The organism is Actinacidiphila sp. bgisy160, from assembly GCF_965342435.1.
Lineage (GTDB): Bacteria > Actinomycetota > Actinomycetes > Streptomycetales > Streptomycetaceae > Actinacidiphila.
The window spans coordinates 24,495-38,634 of sequence record NZ_CBDRCM010000006.1; the positions used below are offsets into that span (position 1 = coordinate 24,495).

The 14,140-nt window shown below is 72.1% G+C and carries 8 protein-coding genes; 4 read left to right on the top strand and 4 right to left on the bottom strand.

Annotation, left to right across the window (positions count from 1 at the left end; all coding sequences use genetic code 11):
* The first annotated feature begins 120 nt into the window (after window positions 1-120).
* Together ACRWNP_RS07835 and ACRWNP_RS07840 are read left to right on the top strand one after the other, a co-directional pair.
* A complete protein-coding gene (locus ACRWNP_RS07835) occupies window positions 121-2,742 on the top strand; it encodes a SpoIIE family protein phosphatase (RefSeq protein ID WP_431960284.1) in 2,622 nt (873 codons plus the stop codon).
* Window positions 2,743-2,887: 145 nt separating this feature from the next.
* The gene (locus ACRWNP_RS07840; protein WP_431960285.1) at window positions 2,888-5,506 is read left to right on the top strand and encodes a SpoIIE family protein phosphatase; all 2,619 of its coding nucleotides are present in this window, start codon (window positions 2,888-2,890) and stop codon (window positions 5,504-5,506) included.
* A gap of 34 nt (window positions 5,507-5,540) precedes the next feature.
* Here ACRWNP_RS07840 and ACRWNP_RS07845 read toward each other — a convergent pair whose 3' ends face one another.
* Genes ACRWNP_RS07845 through ACRWNP_RS07860 form a run of 4 tightly spaced genes read right to left on the bottom strand, consistent with a single transcriptional unit; the run spans window position 5,541 to window position 9,412 of the window.
* Window positions 5,541-6,308 (bottom strand): succinate dehydrogenase/fumarate reductase iron-sulfur subunit, encoded by a 768-nt coding sequence (locus tag ACRWNP_RS07845; protein WP_431960286.1) that lies wholly within the window; start codon window positions 6,306-6,308, stop codon window positions 5,541-5,543.
* Complete coding sequence (locus tag ACRWNP_RS07850; RefSeq protein ID WP_431960287.1) at window positions 6,305-8,260, bottom strand: fumarate reductase/succinate dehydrogenase flavoprotein subunit; 1,956 nt, start codon at window positions 8,258-8,260, stop codon at window positions 6,305-6,307. The genes ACRWNP_RS07845 and ACRWNP_RS07850 overlap by 4 nt, the downstream gene beginning before the upstream one ends.
* Window positions 8,260-9,105, bottom strand: a complete 846-nt coding sequence (locus ACRWNP_RS07855; protein WP_431960288.1) for a hypothetical protein — start codon at window positions 9,103-9,105, stop codon at window positions 8,260-8,262. Before ACRWNP_RS07855 ends, ACRWNP_RS07850 begins: the two co-directional genes overlap by 1 nt.
* Before the next feature lie 10 nt (window positions 9,106-9,115).
* Complete coding sequence (locus ACRWNP_RS07860) at window positions 9,116-9,412, bottom strand: hypothetical protein (protein ID WP_431960289.1); 297 nt, start codon at window positions 9,410-9,412, stop codon at window positions 9,116-9,118.
* 352 nt (window positions 9,413-9,764) lie between these two features.
* Here ACRWNP_RS07860 and ACRWNP_RS07865 point away from each other — a divergent pair, with 352 nt between their 5' ends.
* Entirely contained in the window at window positions 9,765-11,528 is a 1,764-nt protein-coding gene (locus ACRWNP_RS07865; protein ID WP_431960290.1) for an ABC transporter family substrate-binding protein, read from the top strand.
* 488 nt (window positions 11,529-12,016) lie between these two features.
* Window positions 12,017-13,912, top strand: a complete 1,896-nt coding sequence (typA, locus tag ACRWNP_RS07870) for a translational GTPase TypA (RefSeq protein WP_431960291.1) — start codon at window positions 12,017-12,019, stop codon at window positions 13,910-13,912.
* Window positions 13,913-14,140: the final 228 nt, after the last annotated feature.

Here is a 14,140-nt window from a genome sequence, read left to right on the forward strand (position 1 = left end):
CCACCCCCGCGGCGCACCAGGACGGATATGCGGCGAGGAATATCGGGTATGTGGGGATTGATCCGAAGGTGGTCGGCCGGCTGGAGCCGGTGACCCTGCAATGGTCTGGGGTCCCCACGCGTGAGCGGGAGCGAGGACGGTACAGGGAAGGGCGAGGGACCGGGACACCCCGAGTCCGCGGCCGCGCGCGAGCGCGCCCACGCCGGGCTCCGGCCCGGGCCCACGGGACCGGTACCGGGCGGGCCCACCGCCTCCGGGACGCTGCTGGACACCCTGCGGCTGGCCGTCGTCATGCTCGACACCTCGGGCCGCGTCCTGCTCTGGAGCCCCCTCGCCGAGGAGATGCTCGGCTGGGCGGGGGAGCACATCGTGGGCCGCCGGGTCTCCGCCCTGATCGACCTCGGCGAGGAAGGACGGCCGCGCCAGGCACCGCCCGCCACCCGCCGGACGGCCTCCGTGCCCCGCCCCGGCCCCTCCGAACGCATCCTCGCCGAGCTGCTGCGCACCGGCGGCTGGGACGGCATCCTCTCCGTCCGGCACCGCGACGGCCACCAGGTGCAGGTCGAGGCGCGGGCCTCGCTCCTCGTGGACGGCGACGGCCGGCCCTTCGTCCTGGTGTCGATCGCCGAGACCAGCCGGGTCCGCAGCATGGAGCACGACCTGGCGGCACTCGACTCGCTCTTCGACTCCTCGCCCCTCGGGGTCGCGATCTTCGACACCGAGCTGCGCTACGTCCGCGTCAACGAGGCCCTGACCCGGATGAACGCGGTCCCCGCCGAGGACACCCTCGGCCACCGCGTCGAGGAGATCGTGACCGCCGGGGCCGCCGACGAGCTCACCACCCTCCAGCGGCACGTGCTGGCCACCGGGCGCCCGGTCATCGACGTCGTCGTGCCGGGTCCGTCCGGCGGCTGGCGCTCGGTGTCGTACCACCGGCTGGAGGACCGCGCTGGCCGGGTGCTGGGCATCAGCTGCAGCGTGATGGATGTGACGGAGCGTCAGCAGAGCGCCGAGAAGATCGAGCGCACCCGGCGCAGGCTGGCGCTGCTCAACGACGTCGGCTCGCGCCTGGCGGACCTGCTGGACGTACGGCGGATCGCCGAGCAACTGGCCACGACCGTCGTACCGCGGTTCTGCGACTACAGCGGAGTGATCCTGCACCCGGCCGTGCCGGACGGCGGGGAACTGCCCGGGGCCCCGTACGGGGAGCGCACCGAGATGCGCCAGCTCGGCATCGGCGCGGTCAAGGAGGGCCCCCTGGTCGACAGGATGCTCGGCATCGGCAAGGTGATCCAGGTCGACCGGGCGTCCGTCTTCGGCTCCGTGCTGCACAGCGCGCGGCCCGCCCTGGTGAGCAGCGCGGACGAATTGCGCGACTCCGTCGCCACCTTCCCCGGCGACCCCAAGGTGCAGGCCGCCCTGGACCTCGGCGTCCGCTCGCTGCTGGTCGCCCCGCTGCGGGCCCGCGGCATCGTCCTCGGGCTGCTGGTCGTCAGCCGCGCCGGCGGGCGCGAACCCTTCGACCAGGACGACGTCGACCTCGCCATGGAACTGTGCGACCGCTCCGCCGCCGCCCTGGACAACGCCCGCCTCTACATCCGCGAACGCGAGGGCGCCCTGATGCTGCAGCGCAGCCTGCTGCCGCGCAGCGTGCCCGAGCCGCCCGGCGTCGGCCTCGCCTTCCGCTACGTGCCCGCCAGCACCGGGGCGGCGGCGGGCGGCGACTGGTTCGACGTCATCCCGCTCGCCGGCGGCCGGGTCGCCCTCGTCGTCGGGGACGTCATCGGCCACGGGCTGCGCGCCGCCGCCACGATGGGCCGGCTGCGCACCGCCGTACGGACCCTGGCCGCGTTGGAGATGGCGCCGGAGGAACTGCTGCGCCGTGTCGACGACCTCGGCGACGACCTCGCCGCGGGCACCGCCGAGGGCTGGACGGCGACCTGCGTCTACGCCGTCTACGACCCCTCCACGCTGCGACTGGCCGTGGCCCGCGCCGGGCACCCGCCGCCGGTGCTGGTGGAGCCGGGCGCCCACGGGGGTGGCCGGGCCCGGCTGCTGGAGTCCCCGGCCGGGGTGCCGCTCGGCGTCGGCGGCGTGGACTTCGAGTCGGTCGAACTCGAGGTGCCCGACGGCTCCGTCCTCGTGCTCTACACCGACGGCCTGGTCGAGGCGCGCGGCGAGGACATCGGAGTCGGCATGGACCGGCTGCGGTCGGTGCTCGCCCGCCGTCCGCTGCGCTCCCTGGAGGAGGCCTGCGACGACCTGCTGGCCACCCTCGCCCAGGGCCGTGAACCCGACGACGTGGCCCTGCTCATGGCCCGTCTCGGCGGCCTCCCGGAGGGCAGCACCGTCCACTGGACGTTCAGGGCCGAGCCGAGCGCCGTCCGCCGTGCCCGGCGGCACGTACGGCAGACCCTCGCGGAGTGGGGGCTGCGCGACCTCACCGACGTCACCGTGCTGCTCGTCAGCGAACTCGTCACCAACTCCCTGCGGTACGCGCGCGGTCCGATCGGCGTGCGCATGGTGCGCGGCACCTCGCTGCTCGTCGAGGTCTCCGACCCGCTGCCCGACCCGCCCCGCCGCCGCGCCACGGGCGAGGAGGACGAGGGCGGCCGCGGGCTGCAACTGGTGGCCCACGCTTCCCGGCGCTGGGGCACCCGGCACGGCCCGCTGGGAAAGACCGTCTGGTTCGAGCTTGCCTTCCCCGCCCCGGCGACCGTCGCGGGCGGCCCCCTCGGATGACCGGTCACGCACGGTTCGGCGGGCCGGAGCAGGGTAGTTGAAGTGGGGCGTCAGCGGAATTCATACGCCTCGAGATGATGCTGTGATCGACAAGTGCATGTGCGGAACGGGGGTAATGCTGAATACTCGGCACCAGCCGGTCCGTATGTGTGAGCTGGAGGGGTCGGGCGTGAACGATGAGCCGTCGGGGGTTGTTGGGCCCCGGAACCCTGAGGCCGTGACACAGAGCGCCTGGCAGTCCAGTCCGCCCGGCTCCCTCTACGACTACATCCGGGTGGCCTCGTTCTCCCTCGGCCCGGACGGGCGGATCGAGCAATGGAGCGAGCGCGCCGAGGACTTCTTCGGCGTTCCCGCGTCCGAGGCGCTCGGCCAGGACCCGATCGCCGCCTTCGTCCCCGAGGACCGGCGTACCCGGGCGCACGAGCGGATCGCGGAGATCCTCGACGGCCGCGAGTGGATCGGCACCGTGCCCTACCGCGACAAGGCGGGCCAGGAGGGGCTGGCCGAGGTCTACGTGATGCCCTCGCGCAGCGAGACGGGCCGGCGCGGGGCACTCTGCATCGCCGTGGACGTCCGCGTGCTGCGCCAGATCGAGACCGATATCGCCTCCTCGCAGGCTGTCTTCGGCCAGTCGCCGATGGGCTTCATCCTCTTCGACACCAACCTCAAGCTGCTCCGCGTCAACCAGCGCTTCGCCACCGTCTTCGGACGCAGCCCCGGCGACCACCGCGGCCGCACCCCGCACGACTTCCTCTCCCGCGTCGAGGCCGACCGGCTCACCGCCGCGCTCAAGCAGGTGCTGGACAGCGGCGACCCGGTCCTGGACATGACGATCGTCGGCACCGTCCCTTCGGGGTCCGGCGCCAACAACCGCAGGCGCTGGGCGATCTCGCTGTACCGGCTGCACAGCGGCAGCGGCCGCCCCATCGGTGTCGCCGGTCTCGCCCAGGACGTCACCGGGCGCCAGCGCGCCGAGCGGGAGGCCGCGCACACCCGCCGCAACCTGGCCCTGCTCAACGAGGCCAGCAGGCGGATCGGCAGCTCCCTGGATCTGGAGACCACCGCCCGCGAACTGCTCGACGTCGCCGTTCCGCACTTTTGCGACCTGGCCTCCGTCGACCTCTACCAGGCGCTCCTGGTCGGCGAGGAAGGCCCCGTCGGCACCGCCGACGGGAGCGGCGAGGTCCGGCGGGTCGCCTTCGCCAGCGCTGTCTCCGACGCGCCCGTGGCCCCCCTGGACGGCGGCCACGCCGGCGGCCCGGTCTCGGTGGGCGCGGTCCACCGCTACCCCTTCAACTCGCCCTGGGCGGGGGCCCTGCGCACCGCCCAGACCCAGGTCATGGGCGCCGACGGCGGCGACCCGGAGGTGGAGCTCGGCGAACTCGGCGGGGGCCTGGTGCAGTCCACCCTCGCCGTGCCCGTCGTCGCCCGCGACACCGTCCTGGGGCTGGTCCAGTTCGCCCGCGCCAAGGGCAGCGAACCGTTCTCCGAGCGCGACCGGATGCTCGCCGAGGAACTCGCCGCCCGCGCCGCCGTCTTCATCGACAACGCCCGGCTCTACCGGCGCGAGCACGAACGCGCCCTCATCCTGCAGCGCAGCCTGCTCCCGCCCGGCAACCCCGAGGCCGCCGGACTCGACATCGCCTGCCGCTACCTGCCCGGCAACATGGAGACCGAGGTCGGCGGCGACTGGTTCGACGTCATCGAACTCCCCGGCCACCGCACCGCGCTGGTCGTCGGCGACGTCATGGGCCGCGGACTGCGCGCCGCCGTCGCCATGGGTGAGCTGCGCACCGCCGTACGTACCCTGGCGCTGCTGGACATCGAACCCGCCGACGTGCTCTCCGCCCTCGACGAGGTCGCCCGCGGCCTCGGCGGCAGCGGCGACGGCCGCAGCGGTCGGCGCGGCAAGGAGGCCGACGGCTCGGACCTGTCCGAGGTGTACCTCGCCACCTGCGTCTACGCCGTCTACGACGCCATAACGCGACGGGTCACCATCGCCAACGCCGGCCATCTGCCGCCGGTCCTGGTCGAACCCGGCGAGCAGGCCATGATGCTGGAGGTGCCCACCGGCATGCCGCTGGGCGTCGGCGGCGAGCCCTTCGAGGAGGTCGAGGTCGACCTGCCGGACGGCGCGCTCCTCGCCCTCTACACCGACGGCCTCGTCGAGTCCCGCAACCACCCCCTCGACGAGGGCCTGCGCGCCTTCCGCGCCGCGCTCGACGAACCCCAGCGCCCGCTGGAGGACGTCTGCGACCACATACTCGCCCGGCTCGACACCGCCCACGGCGAGGACGACATCGCCCTGCTCATGGCCCGCGTCCACGGCCTGCCCGACGACTCCGTCGGCGACTGGACGCTGGAGCCCAACCCCCGCTCCGTGGCCCGCGCCCGCGAGTTGGCCCGCGACTGCCTGCTCGCCTGGGACCTGGCCGCGCTGGTCGACACCACCGAACTGCTCGTCAGCGAACTGGTCACCAACGCCCTGCGGCACGGCCAGGGCGACATCCGGCTGCGCCTGCTGCGCGACCGCACCCTGGTCTGCGAGGTCTGGGACGACGCGCTCGTCCAGCCGCGCCGCCGGCGTGCCCGCGCCACCGACGAGGGCGGCCGCGGACTGCAACTGGTCTCCCTGCTCAGCAGCCGCTGGGGCTCCCGCCGCACCCACCGCGGCAAGACCGTCTGGTTCGAGCTGGACCTGCCCTCGGACGGCGGCGGCAGCACGGGCGAGGACACGATAGAGGCGCTGCTCAGCCTCTTTTGAGCAGCGCCTCCACCGCGGGAGCGGACCGGGCGGTTCAGGTCCTGCGCCGGATCCTGTTGCCGAGCCAGACCAGCGGGTCGTACTTGCGGTCCACCGCGCGCTCCTTGAGCGGGATGAGCGCATTGTCGGTGATCTTGATGTGCTCGGGGCAGACCTCGGTGCAGCACTTGGTGATGTTGCAGTACCCGAGCCCGTGCTCGTCCTGGGCCGACCGCTTGCGGTCCAGGCCCTGCTCCTGCGCCGCGTCCAGCGGGTGCATGTCCAGCTCCGCCACCCGCATCAGGAAGCGCGGACCGGCGAACACCTTCTTGTTCTCCTCGTGGTCACGGACCACGTGGCAGATGTCCTGGCACAGGAAGCACTCGATGCACTTGCGGAACTCCTGCGAGCGCTCCACGTCCTCCTGGAGCATCCGGTACTCGCCCGGCGCCACGCCCTCGGGCGGGACGAAGGAGGGCACCTCCCGCGCCTTCTCGTAGTTGAAGGACACGTCGGTCACCAGGTCCCGCACCACGGGGAAGGTCCGCATCGGCGTGACGGTGATGGTCTCGTCCCGGTCGAACACCGACATGCGGGTCATGCACATCAGCCGCGGTCTGCCGTTGACCTCCGCGCTGCACGAGCCGCACTTGCCGGCCTTGCAGTTCCACCGTACCGCCAGGTCGCCCGCCTGGGTGGCCTGCAGCCGGTGGATGATGTCGAGGACCACCTCGCCGTCGTTGACCTCGACCCGGTAGTCCTGCAGCCCGCCGCCGTCCGCGTCGCCGCGCCAGACCCTGAAGTGCGCCGTGTACGTGCTCACCGGTCCAGCTCCTCGTCCGTCAGGTACTTCAGCAGCTCGTCGTTCTCGAACAGCGCGAGCAGATCGGGCCGGATCGGGTCCATCTCGCGCCGCCTGACCGACACCTCGCCGAACGCGTCCGCCGGGTCGGCCAGTGCACAGACCAGGTTGAGCTTGCGCCAGCGGCGATCCATCTCCGGGTAGTCGTCCCGGGTGTGACCGCCCCGGGACTCGGTGCGCTCCAGCGCCGCCCGGGCCACGCACTCGCTCACCAGCAGCATGTTCCGCAGGTCGATGGCGAGGTGCCAGCCCGGGTTGAACTGCCGGTGCCCCTCGACGCCGGCCCGCCGGGCCCGCACCCGCAGGGCCTCCAGCCGGATCAGCGCCTCCTCCATCTCGCTCTGCCGGCGGATGATGCCGACCAGGTCGTTCATCGTCTGCTGCAGCTCCTGGTGGAGCGTGTACGGATTCTCCGGGACCCCGTCCGGCACGGCTCCGGCCTCCGCGCTGAACGGCCGCAGCGCCTCCGCCGCGGCGGTGTCGACCTGCCACTCCGCGACGGCCGGCCGCGTGCCGCCGAGCCCGGCCGCGTACTCGGCCGCGTGCAGGCCCGCCCGGCGCCCGAAGACCAGCAGGTCGGAGAGCGAGTTGCCGCCCAGCCGGTTGGAGCCGTGCATGCCGCCGGCCACCTCGCCCGCCGCGAACAGCCCGGGCACCCCGGTCGCCGCCGCCGTGTCCGGGTCGACGTCCACGCCGCCCATCACGTAGTGGCAGGTGGGGCCGACCTCCATGGCCTCGGCGGTGATGTCGACGTCCGCCAGTTCCTTGAACTGGTGGTGCATCGAGGGCAGTTTGCGCCGGATGACCTCGGCGGGCAACCGGGTCGAGACGTCCAGGAACACCCCGTCGTGCGGGGAACCACGACCGGCCTTGACCTCGGAGTTGATCGCCCGGGCCACCTCGTCGCGGGGGAGCAGCTCCGGCGGCCGGCGGTTGTTGTCCGGGTCCTCGTACCAGCGGTCGCCCTCGTCCTCGCTCTGCGCGTACTTCTCCTTGAAGACGTCCGGGACGTAGTCGAACATGAACCGCTTGCCCTCGGAGTTGCGCAGCACCCCGCCGTCGCCGCGGACCGACTCGGTGACGAGGATGCCCTTCACCGACGGCGGCCAGACCATCCCCGTCGGGTGGAACTGCACGAACTCCATGTTGATCAGCGGTGCCCCGGCCAGCAGCGCCAGGGCGTGCCCGTCGCCGGTGTACTCCCAGGAGTTCGACGTCACCTTGAAGGACTTGCCGATGCCGCCGGTCGCCAGCACCACGGCGGGCGCCTCGATGACGAAGAAGCGCCCCGACTCGCGGACGTAGCCGAAGACGCCGGAGACCCTCCCCCCGGGACTCCGGCCGGGGGGTACCCCCATCTCGCTCCGCTCGTCCTCCTTGAGCACCCGGGTGACCGTGCACTCCTGGAAGACCTTCAGCCGGGCCTCGTAGTCCCCGTACTCGCGGTGGTCCTCCTGCTGCAGCGAGACGATCTTCTGCTGCAGGGTGCGGATCAGCTCCAGGCCCGTGCGGTCGCCGACGTGCGCCAGGCGCGGGTACTCGTGGCCGCCGAAGTTGCGCTGGGAGATCCTCCCGTCCTTCGTGCGGTCGAAGAGCGCGCCCCAGGTCTCCAGCTCCCACACCCGGTCCGGCGCCTCCCGGGCGTGCAGTTCCGCCATCCGCCACTGGTTGAGGAACTTCCCGCCGCGCATGGTGTCGCGGAAGTGGACCTGCCAGTTGTCGTGCGGATTGACGTTGGCCATGCTCGCGGCGATGCCGCCCTCGGCCATCACCGTGTGGGCCTTACCGAAGAGCGACTTGCAGATCACGGCGGTACGCATGCCCTGCTCGCGCGCCTCGATGGCGGCGCGCAGCCCCGCCCCGCCCGCGCCGACCACGACGACGTCGTACGCGTGCCGTTCGACTTGTGCCATCAGAAGAACCTCGGATCGTCGAACGCCCCACTGGCGACCAGGTAGACATAGAGATCGGCGAGCGCCACGCTCGCCAGCGACAGCCAGGCCAGCAGCATGTGGCGGGAGTTGAGCTTCCCCACCCAGGTCCACATGCGGTACCGCACCGGGTGCTTGGAGAAGTGCCGCAGGCGGCCGCCGACGATGTGCCGGCAGGAGTGGCACGAGACGGTGTACGCCCAGATCAGGGCGATGTTCACCAGCAGCACCAGGGTGCCCAGGCCCATGTGGCCCCACGCCCCGTGCTCGTCCCGGAAGGCGAGCACGACGTCGTAGGTCAGGATCGCGGCGACCGGGATGGCGAAGTAGAAGAAGTACCGGTGGATGTTCTGCAGGATCAGCGGGAACCGCGTCTCACCGGTGTACTTCTCGTGCGGCTCGGCGACCGCGCAGGCGGGCGGCGAGGCCCAGAAGCCGCGGTAGTACGCCTTCCGGTAGTAGTAGCAGGTGAGGCGGAAGCCCAGCGGGAAGATCAGCACCAGCAGGGCAGGGGACAGCCCCCACCAGTCGCCGAAGAGTGGCCAGCGGGCGCCGAGCGGCATGTCCACGCAAGTGGAGCCCAGGCAGGGCGAGTAGAACGGCGAGACGTACGGCTCGGCGTAGTAGTGCGCGTTCGCGAAGGCCCGCCACGTCGAGTAGACGACGAAGGCGCTCAGCCCGAGCGCGGTCAGCAGGGGCTGCAGCCACCAGCGGTCGGTGCGCAGATGCCGTGCCGGAATGGCCGCGCGCCCGGCGGAAAGGACGCCGTGGCGCGCGGGTGGAGCGGGCGGAGTCGGTGGAGCGGGGGGTTGTGTGTCGGTGGCCAAGGACTACTCCCTAGGGCGCTCGGCGGTCCGGCGCCCCCAGCCCTTCGTCTTCCGCGCCGGACCAGAGACTGGGGTCGTACGGCGTATCCGGGATCGTCACCATCTCCTGGCGCGGCTTCTGACCGGCCGGGGTGGTGGTGCCGACGCTGTCGCGCAGCAGCGCGAGATCGTCGCTGAGGTGCTTGGTGTCGGCACGCACGCGTCTCATGTCCAGGCTGTCGCCGACGTGCTGCTCCAGCTTGGACACGGCCCGGCCCAGTTCATCGAGCCGGCGTTGTACCGATGCAAGTTCGTCCTGCAGGGACATGGCTGTCCTCACCTCCGCCACGTTGCGGGTGCACGACGCTAGCGCCAAGCGAGTGTCGCGCGTCACAGTCGCGCTTGGGAAGAGATCTGCAGGGATTCTCCCACCTATGGGTGGCGCGCGCCCGGTGCGAACGCGCCGTGGCGCGCGATTCCCCCTAAGGCCGCGCACCCGTGCGGGGGTGGCGACCGGCGCACCGGGGCGGGGGTCGCGGGGGCGTTGCGCCGGGTGGGTGGGAGGAGGGGGCGCGCGACGTGTCGAAGGCGTCCGGGGCCGCGGAATGGCTTTCAGTAGGTGCGATAAGCGGCAAATAGACCGTCCCGTGATCACGGCCCCCTCGCGGAGGTACGCACGCATGGCCCGCAGCGCCACCTTGATCCGCTCCGCGACCGCCGTGGCACTGGCCGCCGCGGTCGCCGCCTCCGCCGGGTGCTCCGCCGGCAAGGACGACCCCCTCGCAGGGACCGACCTCGCCTCGGCGCCCCGGGACGGGGTACGCGACGGGGGCACCCTGCGCTGGGCCGTGGACGCGGCCCCCGGCACCCTGAACGCGTTCCAGGCCGGGGCGAACGAGGCCACCGCCCTGGTCGCCGGGGCCGTGCTGCCGGCTGCCTTCCGGCTGGACGGCAAGGGCCGCCCGCAGATGGACACCGATCTGCTGCGGTCGGCGAAGGTGGTGCGGAGCGAGCCGCAGCAGGTCGTGTCGTACCGGCTCAACCCGAAGGCGGTCTGGAGCGACGGCCGCCCGATCGGCGCCGCCGACTTCGCCGCCCAGTGGAAGGCGCTGCGCGGCACCGACGACGCGTACTGGACCGCGCGCAACGCCGGGTACGACCGGATCTCCTCCGTCACGGCCGGCAAGGGCGCGCACGAGGTGAAGGTCACCTTCGGCAAGCGGTACGCGGACTGGCAGTCGCTGTTCACCCCTCTCTACCCCAAGGGCGTCACCGGCACATCCAAGGCCTTCAACGAGGGGGCGCGCCGGACCCTGCCGGTGGCCGGCGGGCCCTTCGCGCTGGGCAGCGTGAGCGGGAAGTCCGTCACGCTGGTCCGCAACACCAAGTGGTGGGGCGACCGCGCCAAGCTGTCCCAGCTGGTCCTCGCCGCCACGCCCGCCCACCAGAGGGCCGCCGACCTGGCCTCCGGCAAGCTGGACGTGGCGGAGGTCGACCGCGACGTGACCGGCAAGCACGTGGCCGTCTACCGGACGCGCGCCGCCTCCTACACCCAGCTCGCCCTCAACGGTTCCACCGGGCCGCTCGCCGACGAGCAGGTGCGGCACGCCGTGGCCCGCGCGGTGGACCGCCGGGCCATCGCCAAGTCGGTGCTGGGACCGCTCGGCCTGCCCGACGAACCGCTCGGCAACCATCTGCTGCTGCTCACCCAGGCCGGGTACGCCGACCACAGCTCCGCCCTGGGCACGTCCGACACGAAGGCCGCCCGCGCCCTCCTGGCCGACGCGGGCTGGCAGCGCACCGCCCTGGATCCCGGGGCCGGGACAGGCGCCCGCCCCGGTGCCGGGGCGGCGGAGCGCAACCAGGCGGCGCCCGTGCACAAGGTCGAGGTCAGCGTCGTCGAACCGGCCAAGACGGTGCTGCGCAAGAACGGCAAGGCGCTGACGCTGCGCTTCGTGCTGCCCAAGTCCTCGACGACCCTGAACGCGGTCGGCGACCGCATCGCCACCATGCTCTCCGGCATCGGCGTGCGCACCGAGCTGCAGCGGGTCGCCGACGACAGCTTCTTCCGCGACCACATCGCGGCCGGAGACTTCGACCTCACCCTCTACGGCTGGCCCGGCACCGCCTTCCCGGCGACCGACACCCGCCCCATCTTCGCCAAGCCCGAGCCCGCGCCGGACGGCTCGCTGGTGGTCGCGCAGAACTATCCCCGGGTGGGCACCGACCTCATCGACCAGCTCTTCGACCAGGCCGCCGGCGAACTCGACCCGGTCAAGGCCCGCGACTTCGCCGCCCGCGCCGACGCCCGCATCTGGGCGGCCGCCGGGTCCATCCCCCTCTACCAGCGCCCCGAGCTGGTCGCGCTGCGCAAGGACGTCCTCAACGCGGGCGCCTTCGGCTTCGCGACGCCGCGCTTCCAGGACATCGGCTTCAGGAAGTGACCTCTTCTTCCGGGTGAGCGACTGCTCGGCCTCCTCCAGAGGGCCACCCCCGGCAACGCTCGCCGAGGCGCGAAGGGGCCGCGAGGTCACCCCTGAGATCGAGGAGGAGTACGCGGCGGCCCGGCTGCCGCACGAGCTCGGGCCGCAGTGCGTCACCGTCGCCTTGAGCTGTCCATGCCCGGTCGGATCTCCGCCGCCGGGCACGGCTGGCCCAGTCCGCCGTGGCCCGCTCCGAGGCGGGAGGCACCGAACCGGCGCTGCCCGTGCTCGAGCGCCTGGCGCAGGCGCTCGGCCTCGGCCCACGGGCGGAACCGGTCCCGCACACGGCCACCGCGTGAGCCCGTGACGACAGCGGCGATCATGCCCGGGCGGTCTCCGCCGCCCGAGCCCCGTACCATGGAGTGAGGCCGTGGCTCGACTCGCCCGGCGGCAGGTGTGCCGACGAGGGTATGCCGCCACACCCACCAACCCGGGAGAAGCGCCGCAGTATGCCCACGCGCAACGACATTCGTAATGTCGCCATCGTCGCCCACGTCGACCACGGGAAGACGACACTGGTCGACGCCATGCTCAAGCAGGCGGGAGCCTTCGCAGCGCACCAGCACGTGGACGACCGCGTGATGGACTCCAACGACCTGGAGCGCGAGAAGGGCATCACCATTCTCGCCAAGAACACCGCGGTGAAGTACCACCCCAAGGACGGTGGCGAGCCGATCACGATCAACATCATCGACACCCCCGGCCACGCCGACTTCGGTGGTGAGGTCGAGCGCGGTCTGTCGATGGTCGACGCGGTCGTGCTGCTCGTGGACGCCTCCGAGGGCCCGCTGCCGCAGACCCGCTTCGTGCTGCGCAAGGCGCTGGCCGCGAAGCTGCCGGTCATCCTCTGCATCAACAAGACCGACCGCCCGGACTCCCGGATCGACGAGGTCGTCAACGAGGCGTACGACCTGTTCCTGGACCTGGACGCGACCGAGGAGCAGATCGAGTTCCCGATCGTCTACGCCTGCGCGCGTGACGGTGTGGCCTCTCTCACCAAGCCGGAGGACGGCACCGTCCCGGCCGACAGCGACAGCCTGGAGCCCTTCTTCTCCACCCTGCTGGAGCACGTCCCGGCCCCGTCCTACGACGAGAGCGCCCCGCTGCAGGCGCACGTCACCAACCTGGACGCCGACAACTTCCTGGGCCGTATCGCGCTGCTCCGCGTCGAGCAGGGCGAGCTCAAGAAGGGCCAGACGGTCGCGTGGATGAAGCGCGACGGCTCGATCCAGAACGTCCGCATCACCGAGCTGATGATGACCGAGGCGCTCACCCGCAAGCCCGCCGAGAAGGCCGGCCCCGGCGACATCTGCGCCGTCGCGGGCATCCCCGAGATCACCATCGGCGAGACGCTGGCCGACCCGGAGAACCCGGTCGCGCTCCCGCTGATCACGGTGGACGAGCCGGCGATCTCCATGACGATCGGCACCAACACCTCCCCGCTGGTCGGCCGCGGCCCCGGCGGCAAGGGCGCCGACAAGTCGGCGGTCAAGGACCGCAAGGTCACCGCTCGTCTGGTCAAGGACCGGCTGGACCGCGAGCTGATCGGCAACGTCAGTCTCCGTGTGCTGCCGACCGAGCGCCCCGACGCCTGGGAGGTGCAGGGGCGCGGTGAGCTGGCGCTGGCCATCCTGGTCGAGACGATGCGCCGGGAGGGCTTCGAGCTGACCGTCGGCAAGCCGCAGGTGGTCACCCGCGAGATCGACGGCAAGGTCCACGAGCCGGTGGAGCGGATCACCATCGACGTGCCCGAGGAGCACATGGGCGCGGTGACGCAGCTCATGGGCACCCGCAAGGGCCGGATGGACAACATGTCGAACCACGGCTCCGGCTGGGTCCGCATGGAGTTCATCGTGCCGTCCCGCGGTCTGATCGGCTTCCGGACCGAGTTCCTGACCAACACCCGCGGCACGGGCATCGCCCACTCCATCCACGAGGGCCACGAGCCCTGGTTCGGCACGCTGGTGACCCGCAACAACGGCTCCCTGGTCGCCGACCGTGCCGGTGCCGTCACGGCCTTCGCGATGACCAACCTGCAGGAGCGCGGCGTGCTCTTCGTGGAGCCGGGCACCGAGGTGTACGAGGGCATGATCGTCGGCGAGAACTCCCGCGCCGACGACATGGACGTCAACATCACCAAGGAGAAGAAGCTCACGAACATGCGGTCCTCGACCGCGGACGTGGCCGAGTCCATCGTGCCGCCGCGCAAGCTCTCCCTGGAGCAGTCCCTGGAGTTCTGCCGCGACGACGAGTGCGTCGAGGTGACCCCGGAGACCGTCCGCATCCGCAAGGTCGTCCTGGACCAGAAGGAGCGCGGCCGCGCCGCGTCCCGCGCCAAGCGCTGAGGCCCCGCGGTCCGCGCCGGCGGCGCGGACGGGTTCCTCGGCGGTGTGCGACACCGGCCCGGCCGTCCCCGGTCACACGGGGGCGGCCGGGCCGCTTCGCAGCCGGTTCCGGACGGCCGTGGCGTAGCTACGACATCGCCGGACATCCACGTCGATCCCGTGCGAGCGGAGCGCAGTCTCCCGTGAGGCCGGTCACATCACGGGGCCTTTGCGGGGCCTGATGTGACC

Coding starts and splice junctions, on each gene's coding strand:
- ACRWNP_RS07840 (WP_431960285.1), top strand. CDS start 2,888: ATGTGTGAGCTGGAGGGGTCGGGCGTGAACGATGAGCCGTCGGGGGTT.
- ACRWNP_RS07850 (WP_431960287.1), bottom strand. CDS start 8,260: ATGGCACAAGTCGAACGGCACGCGTACGACGTCGTCGTGGTCGGCGCG.
- ACRWNP_RS07860 (WP_431960289.1), bottom strand. CDS start 9,412: ATGTCCCTGCAGGACGAACTTGCATCGGTACAACGCCGGCTCGATGAA.
- ACRWNP_RS07865 (WP_431960290.1), top strand. CDS start 9,765: ATGGCCCGCAGCGCCACCTTGATCCGCTCCGCGACCGCCGTGGCACTG.
- typA (WP_431960291.1), top strand. CDS start 12,017: ATGCCCACGCGCAACGACATTCGTAATGTCGCCATCGTCGCCCACGTC.